Origin of the sequence: Sphingobium amiense (genome assembly GCF_003967075.1) — a bacterium.
In the GTDB taxonomy this organism is placed as follows: Bacteria; Pseudomonadota; Alphaproteobacteria; order Sphingomonadales; family Sphingomonadaceae; genus Sphingobium; species Sphingobium amiense.
Window position 1 is genome coordinate 3,591,879 of record NZ_AP018664.1, and the last position, 17,066, is coordinate 3,608,944.

The following is a 17,066-nucleotide window of genomic DNA, read 5'->3' on the forward strand; positions in this document are numbered from 1 at the left end:
CAGGCCAAATCCGCCGCCCGTTCGGCCTTTGAAAGCACCAAGCAGCGCTTCTTTGGCCATCTGCTGACCTCCATGAAAACCCCGACCCTGATCCGGTCCATCGAGGCCGATCTGGAAGCGGGCCATGCCGCCGTCATCCAGATCGTCTCGACTGGCGAAGCCCTGATGGAACGGCGGCTGTCCGAGATCCCGACCGAGGAATGGAACGATATTTCCGTCGATGTCACGCCGAGGGAGTATGTCGGCTCGTATTTGCAGCATTCCTTCCCGGTGCAGCTCTATGAACCCTTCACCGATGGCGAGGGCAACCTGTCGTCACGCCCCGTCTTCCGCGATGGTCAGCCGGTGGAATGCCGCGAAGCCGTGGCGCGGCGCGACGAGATGCTGGAGCAGCTGGGTTCGCTTCCGCCTGTCCCCGGAGCGCTCGACCAGATCGTGCAGCGCTTCGGCACGGATATGGTGGCCGAGGTCACAGGCCGCTCACGCCGGATCGTGCGCAAGGGTGACGGGGTATCGGCACGTCTTGCGGTCGAGAACCGTGCGCCTTCTGCCAACCTTGCCGAGACCTCGGCCTTCATGGATGACCAGAAGCGCGTTCTGGTCTTCTCTGATGCCGGTGGCACGGGGCGCAGCTATCACGCCGAACTCTCTGCGAAAAACCAGCGGCTGCGCGTGCATTACCTGCTGGAACCTGGCTGGAAGGCCGATGCCGCCATTCAGGGGCTGGGCCGCACCAATCGCACCAATCAGGCGCAGCCGCCGCTGTTCAGACCCATCGCCACGGATGTCAAAGCCGAGAAGCGCTTTCTCTCGACCATCGCCCGCCGCCTCGACACGCTGGGCGCGATCACACGCGGCCAGCGCCAGACCGGCGGTCAGGGGCTGTTCCGTCCCGAAGATAATCTGGAATCCGCCTATGCTCGCGATGCGTTGCGCCAGCTCTATCTGCTGATTGTGCGCGGCAAGGTCGAGGGATGCTCGCTCGAACGGTTTGAATCCGCAACCGGCCTGAAGCTGATGGACAGCAATGGTGTGAAGGACGAACTGCCGCCGATCACCACCTTCCTCAACCGCCTGCTAGCATTGACCATCGAATTGCAGGGCATCCTGTTCGCCGCCTTCGAGCAGCTTCTGCAGGCGCGTATCGACGGGGCGATTGCATCCGGCACCTATGATATGGGGCTGGAAACGCTGAAGGCCGAAAGTTTCATCGTCACCGACCGGCAAGTGATCCACACCCATCCGGGCACCGGCGCGGAAACCCGGCTCCTGACGCTCACCGAGCGCAAACGCAATCAGCCGGTCACGCTCGATGCGGCCGTCGCTGAACTGGATGATCCGCGTGCCAAACTGCTCATCAACGAGCGATCCGGTCGTGCCGCCGTGCAGATCCCGACCACCAGCGTCATGCTGGATGATGGCGAGATCGAACGGCGCGTGCGGCTGATCCGGCCCATGGAGGCGATGAACATTCCGGTTCGGGCGATGGGCGAGACCCACTGGATCGAGGCCGACCGTGCCGACTTCACCGTGGCCTGGAAGGCAGAACTGGCCGAGGTGCCGGAGTTTACCGACAGCATTCTGCATATGGTGACTGGGCTGCTTCTGCCGATCTGGAAACGGCTGCCGCAGGACTCCTCCCGCGTCTATCGGCTGCAGACCGACGAGGGCGAACGCATCATCGGTCGCCGGGTATCGCCGGCATGGGCTGCCAATGCCTCGACCAGTGGCGTTACCAGCAGCCTGACACCCGATGCCGCCTATGCCGCGCTGATCGAAGGTCGCACGATCCTTGATCTCGCCGAGGGGCTGCAACTGCGCCGCGTCCGGGTCATGGGCGCCAACCGGATCGAACTGACCGGCTTTACTGACGCGATGCGCGACCGGTTGCGGGCCTATGGCCTCTTCAGCGAGATCATCTCGTGGAAACTGCGCTTCTTCGTGCCTGTCGATGCAACGGGACCGGAGATCACCGGTAAACTGCTTGACCGCTTCCCGGTTGAGCGCATCGGTGAGCGGGAGGCCGCATAATGGCGCGTCTCAACGCTTCCGAACTGGCACACCGCCTCGGCCGACAGGCCGAGGCGGTGTGCCGTCACTATCTGTCGAATGGTCGCAAACAGGGCAATTACTGGCAGGTTGGCGATGTCCGAAACACGGCTGGCCGCTCCATGTTCGTCCGGCTGCACGACAGCGTGAAAGGCATTGCCGGTAAATGGCAGGACTCGGCCACGGGTGAATATGGCGATCTGCTCGATGTCATCCGGGATTCGCTCGGTCTGATCGACTTCGCCGACGTTGCCGAAGAGGCCCGGCGCTTCCTCAGCCTGCCGCATCCTGAACCACAGCCGCCACCCCGTCAGTCCCGTCCGCCAGCACCATCGGGATCATCGGAGGCCGCACGCCGACTCTGGCGCATGACACAGCCGCTGATCGGCAGCACCGCAGAAGCGTATTTACGCGGACGCGGCATTACGGATTTACGCCAGACCGCAAATCTGCGCTTTCATCCCAACTGCTACTGGCGGCCCGAGGACGATGGCCCGACGCAAGCCTGGCCCGCCATGATCGCCGCCGTCACCGACCTCGATGGCAGGATTACCGGCGCACACCGCACATGGCTGGCCCCTGACGGTTCCGGCAAGGCACCCGTCGATCCACCGAGGAAGGCAATGGGCGACCTGCTCGGACATGCAGTTCGTTACGGGGATGCGCAGGATGTCATGGCAGCGGGGGAAGGTATCGAAACCATCCTGTCGTTGCGTCAGGCTCTGCCCACCATGCCAATGGTTTCCGCACTCTCGGCCGGGCATCTCGCTGCCATCCTGTTCCCGCAGCAACTGCGCAGGCTCTATATCGTCCGCGACAACGATCCGGCAGGTGACAGCGCCCGCGATAGCCTGGTGGACCGGGCGCACGAGGTCGGGATCGAGACCATCACGCTCTCGCCCATGATGGGGGACTTCAACGAAGATCTCACAACTCACGGGCTGGATGCCGTTCGGGCAGAGATCCGGGTGCAAATCGCTCCCGAGGACGTCAGCCGCTTCATGGCTTCAATAGAATAGCCGGCACGAGACCGTGATCGGGGCGTACCGATCCTGTCATGCGCATAGGCTGCATCCTGTCATCAGCAGAGGACCGCGCCTTGGCCTTCCGAGAGGGCGATCGGCCCACAAACGCTCCGGTCAGGCAATGGCGGCGCCCGACTGATTTCCGTCGGCGGCCCGCCACCCCACGCGACAGGTCGCGTGGGGACCCCGTCTCCCCCGCCTTTACAGCGCGAAACAAATCAGCCGGGCTTTGCCATCAAGGCCCTCGCCAGAGGCTCGGACTGCCAGGCCGGAGCGCCCGTGGGCTTTCGTCGCCATGAAGGCCGCGACGGCCGCGGTCCAACTGACGGAAGCATCCCATGTACGCGCACGACGATTTCGAACCCGATCACAGCACGTCCCCGACCGGCCATGCCATCGAAGAACTCGAACTCTACGGCTACCGTCCCTCCGAAGATGAGGCCGATCCCCGGATCACACCCGAAGATCACGTTATCCAAGGCGCAGTCTCCGAGATCTTCGACGCCCTAATTTCCACCATGGCCGACACCAGCCTCGATTTCGACCTCGACGAGATCCTCTGGTCCACCGTCAACACCTTCCACCGCGCCGTCGAGCGGATCGAGACCAAACTCGACGATAACGAGCAGGCACAGAAGCGCCTTCAGCGCGAACAGGATGGCAGCGAGGTCAAATCCGTCCAGCTCGAAACCCTGATCGGCGCGGGCCAAAGTCTGATCGAGCGCCGCGACAGCATGGAAACCTTCCGCGATGCCGCCGCCGACATCTATCTGCGCACCACCGGTACGCCCTGGTCGCAACGCTCCGGCTCACGGGTCAACCATCGCCAGATGACCTCGGCCATGATCGACAGCCGCGACTTCATCGCCGCAAAACGCCGGGCCGACAACGAGGTGCTGCTGCCCGCCGGACCGAAGATCGCCTTCTCGGGCGGTGACACCACCGATCACCGGACGATCTGGGCCAAGCTCGATCAGATTCACGCCAAGCACCCGGACATGGTGCTGATGCACGGTGGATCGCCCAAGGGCGCGGAACGTATCGCGGCAACCTGGGCCAATAGCCGCAAGGTCGCACAGGTCGCGTTCAAACCCGACTGGGCGAAACATGCCAAGGCAGCACCGTTCAAGCGCAACGACCAGATGCTCTCCACGATGCCGATCGGGGTCATCATCTTCCCCGGCACTGGCATTCAGGACAACCTGGCCGATAAGGCTCGGAAGATGGGCATCCCGGTCTATCGCTTCGGAACCGGCAGCGCGTGAGCGCTGCCGGTTCGGCATAACGCCATTGCGCACTACTGCAAGAGCGCCAGGTCCTCCCAGCGAATCCGGAGGTAACGGCCTGAGCGCTTTGGCAATTGCTTGCGGCTGACCATTCGCCCGGAGACCTGGAACTCTGCATTTATTTTGACCACGAGCAACTTGTTGAAATGCCTCGATGTATCCACCATCACTACGTCCTTGGTCTTGAAAGGTGTGATGGTTTTGATTTCGACATGATCGTTTTCGAGCCTGCCGTCCGAACCCTGCGCGTAGGTCTTGTTCAACTTAATGCCGTAGGTGATGGCCCCGAACAATTCGCCGATATCGCCATACACGGACAAATGCAGGCCAGTCTCCAGATGGTAGCTCTCAGCGAGTGAGATCAGGTCCTCAAAATACGGGATCATTGATCGGATGGCGTTTGGATACTTCGCTCCCCACTCCTTGTGACGAAGCTGCTCATCGATGTCTGACCAGCTTACCCATTCGCCATCGTCGTAAAATGCTCGATCTGACCAATCGATTTCTGCCATAGACTTTAACCCGCAGCCTTCCACCCAACAATATAACCACCGTAGAGGTAGAGCCGATACTGGTCTACCAGACGCATAAGGTTTCTCATTCAACCTGCTAGTTTTCGGACAGGCCTGGCCTCGAAAGCCATCGCTTCTCGCGCGGTGAGAGGAATGCTGCTATGCTGTGATTGCGCCATGGTGGTGGTGGTGGTGGAAGGCGCAGCCGTCCGACCTTTTGCACGGAGTCACCACCATGATCGTTCTCGGAATTATTGTTTCCATTGCAGCCATCGGGACCATGTGCTGGCTGCTGTTCAATCTCGCCGTTTTTGCCCTGCCGTTCTTTATCGGCCTGAACGCAGGCATATGGGCCTATGGCACGGGCGCTGACTGGCTTGGCGGCATCCTCATCGGTCTTATCGCTGCGGGTCTGACAGTGGCGGTCGGTCAGGGCCTGCTCATGCTGGTTCGTCCGATCTGGGCACGGCTGCTGATCGCTTTGACCTTCGTTGCCCCGGCGGGCGTGGCAGGGTTTTACGCTACGCTCGGGATCGTCAAACACATGATGCCGTCCGAGACGTGGCAGATCATCTTTTCGGTAGTCGGTGCGGTCGCGGTGGGCGTGACGGCGTTCCTGCGCGTTGCAGGCATGGCGGCAACCGGCCCTGCGGACGGGAACCTTGCACGCACCTGAACTGGAGTGACCCGTAGAGGCAGGACCAGAAGCGGATACGGATCATCTGCCGTCTTCGTCAGGAGGCGGGTGGGTAGATAGCGTGTGGATCCCAGGGCAGCGTGAGGCACAGGCACGGTCCATAGGAGCGCAGGACGGTCAGTGCCAGCATTCGAGGACTGACCGAAAACCGGTTGGGGCAATGCCGATAGCACAGGCCGGAGAAAAGGATGTGCACGACCTGAAACGCGGGGGACCAGACAAGCCGGTGCGCCGGTCTGGTCATCCTGATGGAGCCTCGAGGTTGCCACCGTCCCCGTTCACCCCCGTGTCTCGACCGCTCCAAACGGCCTCTTCAATGGCCTGATCTGGCCGAAGAACAGCGCGATGCGCTTCGACCGCTTTAGCGCAACAGCGTCGTCACAACTTTCTTCCCCTGCCGGCAAAGCCGCCATTCCGCGCGGAACAAGAAAGTTCCTCCTGTGCTGTCCAGCCCCTTTGGGGTGCGCCAGCGTTCGTCTCCGGCCGGTCGATCGCCATAGAGGCCGCAATGGTGCGGGCTCGGAAACGGAAAGCGGAGACTTAAAATGGCAACCATCGGCACCTTCAAGAAGACCGGCTCGAACGAATTCACCGGCGAAATCGTCACCCTCAGCGTCCAGGCCAAGGGCGTGCGCATCATCCCCGACCTGCGCGCCACCGGCGAGAATGCCCCCAGCCACCGCGTTCTGGTCGGTCGCGCTGAAATCGGCGCCGCCTGGTCCAAGCGCTCCAACGAGGGCCGCGACTATCTGGGCCTCAAGCTGGACGATCCAAGCTTCAACGCTCCGATCTACGCCAACCTCTTCGACGAAGAAGACGGCGAAACCTTCTCCCTCATCTGGTCCCGCCCCAACGGTCGCCGCGGCGACTGAGGCGCGGAACAAAGGCTCCGACCGCAAGGTCGGGGCCTTTCCCGTGCCCGCGGGAAAGCCGCCAGGCCCGGTGACCTGACCGGGCTGGAACTGCTCAGCCGGTCAGGATCGGGATCATGGTTTTCACATGGGCGTCGATCCGTTCCAGCACGGGCGGGGGGACCACCTCGCGTTCCGGCAGTGTCCACCATTTCGCATCGATGCGTTTCACCGTCTCGACAACGGCCTTGAGCACGGCAGGCTCGGGAAGCCTTGCCCGATTGGCAAACGTCTTCCAGCGGGCCGGGGCCAGGCCCTTGAAGGCCCGCTCGCCGCCCAGAGACAGCGCCAGCCCATCTGCCGGAATATAGGGAATGGTCGAAAGCATGTCGTAGATCGGTGCAAGAGCGGGCGTGTCGCCGTCGCCCGAATAGATCAGTGACCAGTTCTTGAGGTGCATGTCGCCATTGCCCATGACCACCGAGAAGGTCAGCCGCCGGACAAACTCCAGCGCGGCGAACGGCGAGATTGCCACATTCAGCACAGAGGCGATGTCGTGGGAGGCGGCGCCATCATATTTGCGCGCCGGGTACAGGCCGAAAACCTGCGCGAAATCCTCGATATGGATGCGCTCCCCGTCTGCCCCGCGATCAAAACGCCGCACGAGCAGGACCAGCCCCTCGGCAAGTGTTTCAAACTCTTCGGGAATGCCCTCGAACTGGTCTCGGCTGACCAGTTCCCGCTCAGGCACATTCATACCGATGGCTTCGGCAAGCGCGAGGTTCGCGAACTCGTTCTCGGACACGCCCGGAAAGGCGGTCGAGGGGAATTTCGCAATATATTGGCCCTCGTCATCCCCGAGCGGCAAGGTCAGCCCGCCGCCTTTGCCGGTGTTCTTCATCACCGAGAGCTTCATCTGCACGCCTGCCAGCGAGAAGCGAGCCTTGGGCCGTCCTTGGGGTGGCGCCACCCCGATGCCGGGTTGGCCGTCACTGGGCAGCACCCGAACGGCCCCCGGCAAATCCGCACCAAGGGTGGCCAGGAGATCGAAATCATTCCCCGGCCGCACATTGCCCGCATGGTGTTTTTCCATCGCCTCGCGCAGCCGGTCTTCGGGCAGCAGGTTGGCAAAGAAGGGCGGCAGGCTGCCTGCGACAGGTCGCGGATCCTTGCGCAGGCCCCCTGATGCCGCGCGCAGCGACAGGCTCAGAACCGGAATGCCGCCGGTCGCGCGATAGGCTGGATCAAGGCTGAAGGCGTTGAAATCACCCGGCGTCCTGACGATCGTGCCAACCTTCGCACTGTTCAGGAACACGTCCAGCGCGGTGATGGTCTCAGCGGTACGGACGGCTGTCATCGTCGCTCTCCGGTTGCGGGCTGAAGGCCGGATGATCATCCTCGGCCTCGGGGCGCAGAAGCGCCTCGATGGCGGGCACCATCGCCTGCGGGACCAGCATCATTTCCAGCCCAAGCGCCCTGGCAATGTTGATCAATGTCGTGGTGCGCGCAGCCGCCGCCCCCGTCTCGATGTCGCGGTAGCGCGGCCGCGATATACCGGCGAGATCAGCGACTTGCTCCTGGGTCAACCCCGCTGCAAGACGCGCGCGGCGAAAATGGTCGCCGATCAGCCTCAGTGTTTCTTCTTCCGCCTTCATGTGACGCCTTTACAGATCATTTTTGCTGCACTGATCTGGATGGGTATCATATCCAGCGCAGAACGCAAAGAAAATGATCTCCAAACATATCACGATCATTCCTCTTGGAGCGTTTGGGGATCATCTTGTGCTGGTCGGCGCTACGGCCAGCACAAGTGCTGCAATTGCGGCATACAGGCGAATCAGTCGGGCTGCATGCTCAGCCGTGCAGATAACGCCCTGGCCAGATTCGACGATTTCGTATGGCGTATCGGGCGAAGGCGACTAAAATAGCCGTAGTTCTGGAATGCGCGCCGGTCGCGATGGGAGGTGATCATGCATGATCACCGCTCGACAGTCGCGGGCCGCACGCGCGTTGCTGGGTTGGACGCAGGAGACGCTCGCTGACAAGGCCCGAATATCGCTGACTGCCCTGAAACGCCTTGAGTCCGAGAACCGGCTCGAGGTGTATGAGACAACGCGGGATCAGGTGCGCCGGGCGCTTGAAGCAGCAGGGATTGTTCTCCTGTCCACGGATCGCGGGCAAGGAGTATTGCTGGTTCATGACCAAGACGAGAAGAGATACCGACAGATCCGTGACGCCTGACCGGCGCCGGCGACATCATCAATCCGCTGCGGCGGCCTATGCTCTGTGGCGACCCGCGACATGACATCTCCGGTTCCTCCCTTCGACGATATTGCACCTGTTAGCGACGAGCTGACCAAATATGATCGCGCGCATATCAAGCTCTATATGCGGCTGCTCGATGCCGCCGGTAATGGGGCGGAATGGACCGAAGCCGTCAATGTGCTGTTCGGAATTGACCCTGTTCGGGAACCTGAACGCGCCCGGCAGGTCCATGACAGCCATCTGGCACGGGCGCGCTGGATGACACAGAGCGGCTATCGTCAGCTGCTGCGTAATCCGATAGATCGGACCTGACCTCGCCGCCGTCGCACCAGTGATGCCTTCAGAGCATCACCCCATGTCTTTGTCCCGGCTTCCATCTCGGTAGAGGCGCCGCAATTCTTTCACGCTCCACCTGTGCAGTTTCAACCAGGAGCGGAGCAATGAAGCCGGATACATCCCGCTGGCGAGACCAGAACCAGTATGAATTCTACGATGCGCTGCCCGTTGAGGGTGTCGCCTGGGAATGCCTGCGGCGTAACGCCTCCTACCAGGCCAGTTTCGATGATCTTGTAGCGCAAGGCGCCGGGCATCTTCCCTTTGCGGATGATGTCCAACATCGCTGGGGGTTGCGATTTCCCGGCAGACCCCGGCTTTTCCGCGCTCGACCAACCGGTCATCTGGTCGCCTGTTGCCAATCCGGACATGCTGATGCTCGGGGCAGCGCCCGATTTTCTTCCGCCTTCTCCGTCCGCCTTATCGGTAGATCTTGCTGATGCCATCTGCGGACCAGAGGGGACATATGGTGTCTGCGACGCCAGAGACGGCGTTCAATATCTGATCCTCGCCGACACCGATGCCAATTCGCAGCCGGCGATCATTCTGCCACTTGACGAAAATCTGCCGGATCGGCTCGAAGCCATTCTCAGGCTCTGGCACATGCTGGCCGGGAAACCCGCGCGCCGCGACCCCAGGATGACGCCGTATCAGCGCCGGCGGTTTCGCCTGATGATGCAAGCTGCCGACGGAAACGCCAACCACGCGACCTATCGTGAGATTGCCATCGCCATCTACGGAGAGGCGCGCGTTCGCGCTGAGCCGTGGAAGACATCGGCTTTGCGCGCCTCTGTCATCGCCCTTGTCCGATCTGCCGCCGCGCTGATCGACGGCGGTTATCAGGACCTTTTGCGCCATCGTCGCAAACCCTGACACTGACGTCTGATCGAGGGTGAGGATTCTACCCCTTCGATCTTCCTCATCCCCCATGCCGCCGCGCCTTCGCCACCGTGCGCATGTCATGCCGTTGATCGTCAGCGGCATCCTGCACAACCACGGAGGCCACCCCATGCGACCTGATCTCGCCGCCTTGCCGCCACGCTATCTGCGCACCAAGGAAGCCGCCGATTTCCTCAGTCTGTCCGCGCGCACGCTGGAAAAGCACAGAACCTACGGAACGGGACCTGCCTATCACAAGCTCGGCGGCCGCGTTGTCTATTCGGTCGAGGATCTCGCAGCCTGGGTTGCGCGCGGATCGGTTACCTCCACGTCGGACCCACGCGGACAAGTTCTCCCGGCGAAACCTATGCCGCCGACCGCATTCACCTCGCCCAAGCGCATCACGCGCTGAACACGGCGGTCAGCCCCTGATGGCAGCGCAGCACCCATCCGCCTCGGAACGCGGGCAACTCGATCTGTTTCGGGCGCTTCCCGGGGAATTCGCACCACGAGACGCGCAGGATCTCATGGCCTATCCTTTCTTTTCCCTTTCCAAATCGCACCGTATCCGCCCGATTGACTTTGCCTTGGGCAACGTCTCGATCCGTGTCGAAGCTGTTCCCGATCACGGTATGGCGACGATCTGGGACGCCGATATACTGATCTGGGCGGCCAGCCAGATCGTGGAAGCGCGGGACGCCGGTCTGCGCACGTCGCGCCTGATGGCGGCAACGCCCTATGAAATCCTGACATTCACAGGGCGCGGAACCTCCCTGAGGGACTATCAGCGCCTGAAGGCGGCGCTGGACCGGCTGCAATCGACCACGGTTGCAACCTCGATCCGCCAGCGCGCGAATGGACGGCGACATCGCTTTTCGTGGATCAACGAATGGCACGAGCGGACCGATGCCAATGGCCGTCCGGACGGCATCGAGATGATCGTGCCCGACTGGTTCTACAGTGCGGTTCTGGATGACGCCCTGATCCTCACCATCGACCGGGCCTATTTCAATCTGACCGGCGGGTTGGATCGCTGGCTCTATCGCCTGGTGCGCAAGCATGGTGGGCGACAGAAAAACGGTTGGCGGTTCGACTTCCGTCACCTGCACCAGAAATCGGGCAGTCTGTCGCCGTTCAAGCGCTTCGCCTTCGAGCTGCGCGACATTATCCGCCGCCAGCCACTGCCCGGCTACACCCTGTTCGCCGAGGTCGAAACCGGCGGCCGGATGCTGCTCGCTTTCGAGCCTGTCCCGGCCTGTGGAAAACCTGTGGATAGTCTCGTGCTATCGGGAACCCGGACTATCGTGCCATCAGGAACCGGAGGCTCGTGCTATCGGGAACCCAAACACCTCCTATCCTTCGGTAACAAAAGCGAAAATCGCGCCCTTAACTTAGAGTCTAACACAGAATCTAACTTTGAAGAGCGGCAGCGCGATGTGGAAAAGCTCATCGCGAAGGCTGGTGCGGCCCTCAGATCGGGTGCCCATAAAGGCAAGCTGACGCCCCCAAAGCAAGGAGCGCCCGCGTCAACAAGCACGCCTGAACTTCCTCTCGGCAAACCGGGAGGACGGCGATGATTGTCGCGCTCCTCAATCAGAAAGGCGGCGTGGGCAAGACGACGCTGGCGCTGCATCTCGCCGGAGCCTGGGCCGCGGAAGGCAAGCGCGTCATCCTGATCGATGCCGACCCGCAAGGCTCCGCACTCGACTGGTCGGAGCGGCGCAGCGATGAAGGGCTGCCAAGGCTGTTCACCGTCATCGGACTTACCCGCGATACCCTGCACAGGGAGGCGCCGGAACTGGCGCGTGACGCGGATCATGTCGTCATTGATGGTCCGCCCCGTGTCGCTGGTCTGATGCGCTCTGCGTTGCTTGCAGCCGATCTGGCGCTGATCCCGGTGCAGCCATCGCCCTTCGACGGCTGGGCCTCGGCCGAGATGCTGGCGCTTCTGAGCGAAGCACGCATCTATCGTCCCGAGCTTGCCGCCCGTTTTCTGCTGAACCGATGCGGTGCGCGCACCATCATCGCCCGCGAAACGGCCCAAACACTAGCGGACCACGATCCACCCTTGCTGGCCACGACCATTGGCCAGCGCGTCGCCTTCGCTGAAGCCGCACAAACCGGGCGACTGGTCTCAGAGACCGATGGCGGCGAACGGGCTGCACTGGAGGTCACAGCGCTGGTGGCCGAGATCGATAGCCTCGGGCTCGGGAGGATTGTGCGATGACACGTCCACCCGCCAAATCCGGCTTCGCATCGCGTCCGGGCAATCCCGATAGCTGGGTCAGGGCCGCCGATGCGCCGGTAACAGGAAAGATGGCTGCCGAGGCGTTTACCGCCCGCCTGACCATCGACATCACGCCCGAGCTACGCGGGCGCATCAAGGTCGCTGCCTTCCGGCGCGGCGTCACGGTCGCCGTGATGTTGCGCGAGCTGCTGGTCCGCGAGTTTCCACCCACCGAAGGAGATCAGCCATGACCGGCAAGACCGCGTGTGCAGTGCATGAACATCCGCGGCCGGGCGGACCAGCTCCGTTCACCACATTGGTCGAACTGACCTTCCAGAAGAAGAAGGTCGAGCGCTGGATCAGGTTCGGTCACAAGAGCTTTGAGCAGATCATCGACCGCCGCTGCAGTCTGATCGGTTTTGCGCCCGAAAGCATCTTTGCCTTCGTCCGCTGGGCCTCCAACGATTACGGCACCATCGTCTCGCGGCTCGACATCCTGCGCGCCGTTGGTCGCGGCGAACCGTACCAGACCGTGCCCTTCGTTCGTCCTGGCTGCGAGATCCTGCTGCGTATTGATGGCTGGCGACAAGTCCAGCGGGTGCTGGCCCTGATTGATGCCGTGGACGCGCTTGGCATCGATCCGGCGGATGTTGCGCCGGACCATTGGCGGCACGTCCACAACCGCTTGAGTGCCGGTCAGGAACCCAACCCCTACACCCCGGAACGCCATGCCGCGTGGCTCAACCGCCGGAGGATCTGGACATGAGCCGCCGTCATATCCTCGCCGTGTCCATGCTGGCCGTCGGCACGCTTGTCGCCACGGCGGTTGCCGATCTGCCAACCCGGCTGATCTGGAACGCGACTGCCAGCGCGCCCATCGGCTTCTACACGGTTGCTCCCGCCGATACGCTCGAAATTCCAGAACTCGTCGTCATCATGCCGCCCGAACCGCTGGAGCGGTTCATGGTCGAGCGCGGCTATATCGGACGCGGCGTGCCGCTGCTGAAGCGTGTCCTCGGCCTGCCGGGACAGCGCGTCTGCCGCAACGGTGCGACCATTACCGTCGATCATGTCGAAATGGGGGACGCGCTGGAGCGCGACCGCATGGGCCGCGATCTGCCGGTCTGGCAGAGCTGCCGCATCATCGGCGACGGTGAACTCTTCCTCATGAATTGGGACGTCCGGGACAGCCTCGACGGCCGTTACTTCGGACCTGTTCCCGCCAGTTCCGTCATCGGCCGGGCGCTCCCGCTCTGGACCGATGAGGAAGGCGATGGCCGCTACGAATGGCGGGCGGCCACGCATTGAACCCACGCCAAATCCACAAACACAGGAGACATACCATGCCACAGATCGGTCAATTTGCGCGTGACGCATCCGGCTTCGCCGGTCAGCTCGTCACGCTCACCATGAAGCGCGATCTCGTTATCGTGCCCGCCGAACATTCCGATGCGGAGAATGCGCCGGACTATCGCGTCCATTTCATTGAACATGACGGGCCGGAGGTCGGTGCTGCATGGAAACGCACCGGCGAAAAGGCTGGCGAATATCTCTCGGTGCTGCTCGACGATCCCGCCTTACCGCAGCCGATCCGCGCCAATCTGTTTCGCGACGACGATGCAGGCTCGTCATGGTCGCTGCACTGGAGCCGCCCGCGGCCCCGCGAAGATCGGGACTGAGATCATGCGATCCCGCGCCCTTCTTATCTTCACGGCCCTTCTGTCGGCTGGCAGCGGCTCGATGCCGGCCATGGCGCAGGTCACGCCGCAACCCGCGCCTGTTACCGCGCATCCCCATGCTGCTTTCATTGCAGAGGCGTCACAGCGTTTCAGCATTCCAGAGCACTGGATTCGGGCCGTGCTGGGTGTGGAAAGCGCGGGCGATGTGCGCGCCATTTCATCGGCGGGCGCGATGGGACTGATGCAGGTCATGCCCGATACCTGGGCGGGCCTGCGCAGCCGCCATGGCCTCGGGCGCGATCCTTACGATCCGCGTGACAACATCCTCGCAGGTACGGCGTATCTGCGGGAGATGTGGGACCGCTATGGCAATGTCGCGGCCATGCTTGCCGCCTACAATGCCGGTCCCGGTCGCTATGACGAGCATCTGGCGACAGGTCGCACTTTGCCCGCAGAAACACGCGCCTATGTCGCCACGCTCGCACCTGTTCTCGGCAGGGCGACTGCGCCTGATGTGCCGACGATCGTGCCGCCGCCGCCACCGGATTGGCGCGAAGCCCCGCTCTTCGTTGCGCAATCCGGCGGCATTTCAGCGGCGGTTAATCAGCCATCGAGCGACATCCACGCAACCGCTTCTCTGCGCGATCCCGCCGTTCAGGAGCCGCAGGACAGCGGCATATTCGTGGCCCTTGCGAGCGATGGCGACAAGCCATGAGCATGGCGTTTACGCGCTCGTTCGGTCCATTTCCGGTGTGCAGTCAGGCTTGGGTGCGCCTGGCAGCATTCCCGGCAGGAAGGGCAAAAAGGGAAGGAAAGGCGGAGGGCAAGATAAAGGAAACCGGCACCCTGTCGGGGCAGTTTCTGGGCAAGCCCTTGTCTGCACACTGTTTTGGGGCGCGGCGCACGGCACCCTGCTTTTGGGTCTCGCGTGCCGCGATATGGCGCAAAGCCTTGGCTTTGTTGGGTTTTGACCGGCACTATAGCCTAATATCTGCCGTTTCCGTGTCTAAACGGCAGGGAATGGGCTCATGAGCGCCGACGACGAGAATCGCTTTCGCCCCAGGCCGGGCCGGATCAAATTCGACGTGCCGAAAGCGGGCAAAGCCAAGAGCTTTCTGACGCAGGCGAAGAAGCTGGCGCGTCAGCTTAGCAACAGCCCTAGTAGATCATCGTCATTCGCATCACGGACGTCCTCGTCGTCCTCATCGGGTTCGGCCGGAAAGAGCGGGAAGGCATCGCGCGCTGGCAAAGGTCCGGGCGTCAAGCGTGGCCGTGGCGCGGCCTATGTCCGCGCCCGAACCCTGTCGGGCGGGTGGCGTCACAGCGCAGCCGGAGTGCGTCGCGTCGTCGTCAAAACCCGATACGTTCAGAGCGCGGGGAGGAATGGCAAAGGTGCTGCCCATCTGCGCTACATCCAGCGCGACGGAACATCGCGTGATGGCCAACGTGGCCAGCTCTATTCGGCGACCGAGGACCGCGCTGATGGAGATGCCTTCCTTGATCGCGGCAAGGATGATCGCCACCAGTTCCGCTTCATCGTCTCGCCCGAGGATGCCGCCGATCTTTCCGATCTCACCGACCACACCCGCGATCTGATGAGCCGCATCGAGGCCGACCTTGGCACGAAACTCGATTGGGTGGCTGTCAATCACCACAATACCGGCCATCCCCATGTCCATGTCATTGTTCGGGGGAAGGACGATCTGGGCGAGAACCTGGTTATCAATGGTGACTATCTCGCCAATGGTATTCGTGAGCGGGCGAGCGAACTGACCACGCTGGAACTCGGCCCCGTGACCGAGATCGAGCAGAGCCGCAAGCTGTCTGCCGAAATCGATCAGGACCGCTTCACGCGCATCGACCGCGCCATGACCGAGGAAGCCGACGAAAGGTTCCTCGATCTGCGCCACGAACCGGCAGATGCACGCCGCCAGTTCAACCGCACACTTCGCCTGCGCCGTCTCGCCAAGCTGGAAAAGATGGGGCTGGCTAGGGAACATGCACCCGGCGTCTGGGAGCTTGGCGCGAAGATGGAACCGGCGCTGCGTGAACTCGGTGAGCGCGGTGACATCATCCGCAACATGCACAAGGCGCTGAAGGCCGATGGGCAGGAACGTGATCCGATGACCTTCCAGCTTCACGATGCCGCACCCGCGGCGCCCATCACCGGCCGCGTCGTGGACAAATATCTCACCGACGAGATGGGCGAGAACCTGACGCTCGTGGTGGACGGCATCGACGGGCGAACACACCATCTTCCCGGCATTGATCCGGCCCGCGTTGAAGATGCCCGGATCGGCAGCATCGTGGAAGTCGGTCCCGCCGATACAGCGCAACGTCCCTCTGATCGCACCATCGCTGCGATCTCGGAAAATGGTATCTACCGACCGAGCCGCCACCTCGAACAGGCGAAGTTCGAGGGACGTGTGCCGGGTGGCGATTATGAGGGCTATGTCGATGCCCATGTCCGGCGATTGGAGTCGCTACGCCGGGCCGGGATTGCCGAGCGGATCGACGCCGACCAGTGGCGCATCCCCGAAGACTTCGAGAGCCGCGCCACCGCCTATGATGCCGGTCGCAACCGGCAGGCCAGCATCCGTGTCGTCTCGACCTTCGATCTGGAAAAACAGATCGGCGCCGATGGCGCGACCTGGCTGGACCGGCGATTGGTCACACCGGACGCCTCGGACCTTACCCCGGCAGGGTTCGGCCAGCAGGTGCGCGAGGCTATGGACCAGCGGCGTGAACACCATATCGCACAGGGCGATGCCACGCGGCAGCAGAATGGACGCATCCTCTATCGGCGCAACCTGCTCGCCAATCTGCGAGAAAGGGAAGTGGCCCGCGTCGGTGCGGAAATGGCCAGCAGCAAAGGCTTGCCGTTCCGGGCGGCTGCCGATGGCGAAAATATCAGCGGCAAGTTCACCGGGATCGCACATCTATCGAGCGGCAAGTTCGCCATTGTCGAAAAGAGCCACGAGTTCACTCTTGTCCCATGGCGGCCAGTGATCGACCGCCAGCTCGGCCGCGAGGTTGCGGGCATCGTGCAGGGTGGATCGGTATCGTGGCAAATGGGGCGAACACGAGGGCTCGGGATTTGAGCCTTTGCCGATCTGGCACCTCGCAAATTGTTCTGTCGACATCGGCATCTGAAAGGGCCTGTCCGATGTGCCGCCGATAGTATCCGGCAACACGGCACCCCTGCTTTTCCTGTTGCCGCTTTCGAAAACGTCTATTCTTTGATCGGCTCCGACTCTCTTGCC

Annotated in this window: 20 protein-coding genes and 1 pseudogene; 18 read left to right on the top strand and 3 right to left on the bottom strand. The window is 62.4% G+C overall.

What is annotated here, in order from left to right; translation table 11 throughout:
* The first annotated feature begins 165 nt into the window (after window positions 1-165).
* The 3 genes from SAMIE_RS17370 to SAMIE_RS17380 all read left to right on the top strand — a co-directional run bounded on the left by SAMIE_RS17370 (window position 166) and on the right by SAMIE_RS17380 (window position 4,339).
* Entirely contained in the window at window positions 166-2,031 is a 1,866-nt protein-coding gene (locus SAMIE_RS17370) for a strawberry notch C-terminal domain-containing protein (RefSeq protein ID WP_197724684.1), read from the top strand.
* The gene (locus SAMIE_RS17375) at window positions 2,031-3,068 is read left to right on the top strand and encodes a DUF7146 domain-containing protein (RefSeq protein ID WP_015740137.1); all 1,038 of its coding nucleotides are present in this window, start codon (window positions 2,031-2,033) and stop codon (window positions 3,066-3,068) included. The genes SAMIE_RS17370 and SAMIE_RS17375 overlap by 1 nt, the downstream gene beginning before the upstream one ends.
* A 344-nt stretch (window positions 3,069-3,412) precedes the next feature.
* Window positions 3,413-4,339: a DUF2493 domain-containing protein gene (locus SAMIE_RS17380; protein ID WP_015740138.1), complete on the top strand. Its 927-nt coding sequence runs from the start codon at window positions 3,413-3,415 to the stop codon at window positions 4,337-4,339.
* A gap of 32 nt (window positions 4,340-4,371) precedes the next feature.
* Here SAMIE_RS17380 and SAMIE_RS17385 read toward each other — a convergent pair whose 3' ends face one another.
* Window positions 4,372-4,872 carry a hypothetical protein gene (locus SAMIE_RS17385; protein ID WP_015740143.1) on the bottom strand — a complete coding sequence of 167 codons (501 nt, stop codon included), beginning with the start codon at window positions 4,870-4,872 and terminating at the stop codon, window positions 4,372-4,374.
* Between the two features lie 235 nt (window positions 4,873-5,107).
* On the opposite strand from SAMIE_RS17385, the gene SAMIE_RS17390 reads away from it, so the two are divergent.
* Window positions 5,108-5,548, top strand: coding sequence for a hypothetical protein (locus SAMIE_RS17390; protein ID WP_015740144.1), 441 nt, complete (start codon window positions 5,108-5,110; stop codon window positions 5,546-5,548).
* A 566-nt stretch (window positions 5,549-6,114) separates the two neighbouring features.
* On the top strand, window positions 6,115-6,441 hold the full coding sequence (locus tag SAMIE_RS17400) for a DUF736 domain-containing protein (RefSeq protein WP_009450558.1): 327 nt from the start codon (window positions 6,115-6,117) through the stop codon (window positions 6,439-6,441).
* Window positions 6,442-6,535: 94 nt separating this feature from the next.
* Here the strand turns inward: SAMIE_RS17400 and SAMIE_RS17405 are convergent, their stop codons facing one another.
* Window positions 6,536-7,816 (bottom strand): type II toxin-antitoxin system HipA family toxin, encoded by a 1,281-nt coding sequence (locus tag SAMIE_RS17405; protein WP_232037291.1) that lies wholly within the window; start codon window positions 7,814-7,816, stop codon window positions 6,536-6,538.
* The gene (locus tag SAMIE_RS17410) at window positions 7,755-8,075 is read right to left on the bottom strand and encodes a helix-turn-helix domain-containing protein (protein ID WP_009450556.1); all 321 of its coding nucleotides are present in this window, start codon (window positions 8,073-8,075) and stop codon (window positions 7,755-7,757) included. The genes SAMIE_RS17405 and SAMIE_RS17410 overlap by 62 nt, the downstream gene beginning before the upstream one ends.
* Window positions 8,076-8,394: 319 nt before the next feature.
* On the opposite strand from SAMIE_RS17410, the gene SAMIE_RS17415 reads away from it, so the two are divergent.
* The 13 genes and pseudogenes from SAMIE_RS17415 to SAMIE_RS23815 all read left to right on the top strand — a co-directional run bounded on the left by SAMIE_RS17415 (window position 8,395) and on the right by SAMIE_RS23815 (window position 16,904).
* The gene (locus SAMIE_RS17415) at window positions 8,395-8,661 is read left to right on the top strand and encodes a helix-turn-helix domain-containing protein (protein WP_035746341.1); all 267 of its coding nucleotides are present in this window, start codon (window positions 8,395-8,397) and stop codon (window positions 8,659-8,661) included.
* A gap of 60 nt (window positions 8,662-8,721) precedes the next feature.
* The gene (locus tag SAMIE_RS17420) at window positions 8,722-8,997 is read left to right on the top strand and encodes a DNA -binding domain-containing protein (RefSeq protein ID WP_066700621.1); all 276 of its coding nucleotides are present in this window, start codon (window positions 8,722-8,724) and stop codon (window positions 8,995-8,997) included.
* Window positions 8,998-9,125: 128 nt separating this feature from the next.
* Window positions 9,126-9,458, top strand: a complete 333-nt coding sequence (locus SAMIE_RS24165) for a transcriptional regulator domain-containing protein (RefSeq protein ID WP_219436409.1) — start codon at window positions 9,126-9,128, stop codon at window positions 9,456-9,458.
* Window positions 9,394-9,891, top strand: coding sequence for a DUF2285 domain-containing protein (locus SAMIE_RS17430; RefSeq protein WP_198647107.1), 498 nt, complete (start codon window positions 9,394-9,396; stop codon window positions 9,889-9,891). The genes SAMIE_RS24165 and SAMIE_RS17430 overlap by 65 nt, the downstream gene beginning before the upstream one ends.
* A gap of 136 nt (window positions 9,892-10,027) precedes the next feature.
* The gene (locus SAMIE_RS17435) at window positions 10,028-10,309 is read left to right on the top strand and encodes a helix-turn-helix transcriptional regulator (protein WP_035746363.1); all 282 of its coding nucleotides are present in this window, start codon (window positions 10,028-10,030) and stop codon (window positions 10,307-10,309) included.
* Window positions 10,310-10,328: 19 nt separating this feature from the next.
* A pseudogene (locus tag SAMIE_RS17440) lies at window positions 10,329-11,150 on the top strand (replication initiator protein A); the annotation flags it as partial.
* A gap of 320 nt (window positions 11,151-11,470) precedes the next feature.
* Entirely contained in the window at window positions 11,471-12,124 is a 654-nt protein-coding gene (gene parA, locus SAMIE_RS17445; protein WP_066700619.1) for a ParA family partition ATPase, read from the top strand.
* Window positions 12,121-12,375, top strand: coding sequence for a hypothetical protein (locus SAMIE_RS17450; protein ID WP_066700618.1), 255 nt, complete (start codon window positions 12,121-12,123; stop codon window positions 12,373-12,375). The genes parA and SAMIE_RS17450 overlap by 4 nt, the downstream gene beginning before the upstream one ends.
* The gene (locus SAMIE_RS17455; RefSeq protein ID WP_015740154.1) at window positions 12,372-12,890 is read left to right on the top strand and encodes a DUF2840 domain-containing protein; all 519 of its coding nucleotides are present in this window, start codon (window positions 12,372-12,374) and stop codon (window positions 12,888-12,890) included. Before SAMIE_RS17450 ends, SAMIE_RS17455 begins: the two co-directional genes overlap by 4 nt.
* Entirely contained in the window at window positions 12,887-13,432 is a 546-nt protein-coding gene (locus SAMIE_RS17460) for a S26 family signal peptidase (protein WP_066700617.1), read from the top strand. The genes SAMIE_RS17455 and SAMIE_RS17460 overlap by 4 nt, the downstream gene beginning before the upstream one ends.
* Before the next feature lie 35 nt (window positions 13,433-13,467).
* Window positions 13,468-13,803: a DUF736 domain-containing protein gene (locus SAMIE_RS17465; RefSeq protein ID WP_010336155.1), complete on the top strand. Its 336-nt coding sequence runs from the start codon at window positions 13,468-13,470 to the stop codon at window positions 13,801-13,803.
* Between the two features lie 4 nt (window positions 13,804-13,807).
* Window positions 13,808-14,518 carry a lytic transglycosylase domain-containing protein gene (locus tag SAMIE_RS17470; RefSeq protein ID WP_066700616.1) on the top strand — a complete coding sequence of 237 codons (711 nt, stop codon included), beginning with the start codon at window positions 13,808-13,810 and terminating at the stop codon, window positions 14,516-14,518.
* 1,153 nt (window positions 14,519-15,671) lie between these two features.
* Window positions 15,672-16,904, top strand: coding sequence for a DUF3363 domain-containing protein (locus tag SAMIE_RS23815; protein ID WP_268245829.1), 1,233 nt, complete (start codon window positions 15,672-15,674; stop codon window positions 16,902-16,904).
* Window positions 16,905-17,066: the final 162 nt, after the last annotated feature.

Excerpts from the sequence above, each read along its gene's own strand:
- SAMIE_RS17385 (WP_015740143.1), bottom strand. The coding sequence starts at position 4,872 with ATGGCAGAAATCGATTGGTCAGATCGAGCATTTTACGACGATGGCGAA.
- SAMIE_RS17430 (WP_198647107.1), top strand. The coding sequence starts at position 9,394 with ATGCTCGGGGCAGCGCCCGATTTTCTTCCGCCTTCTCCGTCCGCCTTA.
- SAMIE_RS23815 (WP_268245829.1), top strand. The coding sequence starts at position 15,672 with ATGACCGAGGAAGCCGACGAAAGGTTCCTCGATCTGCGCCACGAACCG.
- SAMIE_RS17465 (WP_010336155.1), top strand. The coding sequence starts at position 13,468 with ATGCCACAGATCGGTCAATTTGCGCGTGACGCATCCGGCTTCGCCGGT.
- SAMIE_RS17420 (WP_066700621.1), top strand. The coding sequence starts at position 8,722 with ATGACATCTCCGGTTCCTCCCTTCGACGATATTGCACCTGTTAGCGAC.
- SAMIE_RS17400 (WP_009450558.1), top strand. The coding sequence starts at position 6,115 with ATGGCAACCATCGGCACCTTCAAGAAGACCGGCTCGAACGAATTCACC.
- SAMIE_RS17410 (WP_009450556.1), bottom strand. The coding sequence starts at position 8,075 with ATGAAGGCGGAAGAAGAAACACTGAGGCTGATCGGCGACCATTTTCGC.
- SAMIE_RS17405 (WP_232037291.1), bottom strand. The coding sequence starts at position 7,816 with ATGATCATCCGGCCTTCAGCCCGCAACCGGAGAGCGACGATGACAGCC.
- SAMIE_RS17455 (WP_015740154.1), top strand. The coding sequence starts at position 12,372 with ATGACCGGCAAGACCGCGTGTGCAGTGCATGAACATCCGCGGCCGGGC.
- SAMIE_RS17415 (WP_035746341.1), top strand. The coding sequence starts at position 8,395 with ATGATCACCGCTCGACAGTCGCGGGCCGCACGCGCGTTGCTGGGTTGG.
- SAMIE_RS17390 (WP_015740144.1), top strand. The coding sequence starts at position 5,108 with ATGATCGTTCTCGGAATTATTGTTTCCATTGCAGCCATCGGGACCATG.
- SAMIE_RS17375 (WP_015740137.1), top strand. The coding sequence starts at position 2,031 with ATGGCGCGTCTCAACGCTTCCGAACTGGCACACCGCCTCGGCCGACAG.
- SAMIE_RS17460 (WP_066700617.1), top strand. The coding sequence starts at position 12,887 with ATGAGCCGCCGTCATATCCTCGCCGTGTCCATGCTGGCCGTCGGCACG.
- SAMIE_RS24165 (WP_219436409.1), top strand. The coding sequence starts at position 9,126 with ATGAAGCCGGATACATCCCGCTGGCGAGACCAGAACCAGTATGAATTC.
- SAMIE_RS17380 (WP_015740138.1), top strand. The coding sequence starts at position 3,413 with ATGTACGCGCACGACGATTTCGAACCCGATCACAGCACGTCCCCGACC.
- SAMIE_RS17435 (WP_035746363.1), top strand. The coding sequence starts at position 10,028 with ATGCGACCTGATCTCGCCGCCTTGCCGCCACGCTATCTGCGCACCAAG.
- parA (WP_066700619.1), top strand. The coding sequence starts at position 11,471 with ATGATTGTCGCGCTCCTCAATCAGAAAGGCGGCGTGGGCAAGACGACG.
- SAMIE_RS17470 (WP_066700616.1), top strand. The coding sequence starts at position 13,808 with ATGCGATCCCGCGCCCTTCTTATCTTCACGGCCCTTCTGTCGGCTGGC.
- SAMIE_RS17370 (WP_197724684.1), top strand. The coding sequence starts at position 166 with ATGGAACGGCGGCTGTCCGAGATCCCGACCGAGGAATGGAACGATATT.
- SAMIE_RS17450 (WP_066700618.1), top strand. The coding sequence starts at position 12,121 with ATGACACGTCCACCCGCCAAATCCGGCTTCGCATCGCGTCCGGGCAAT.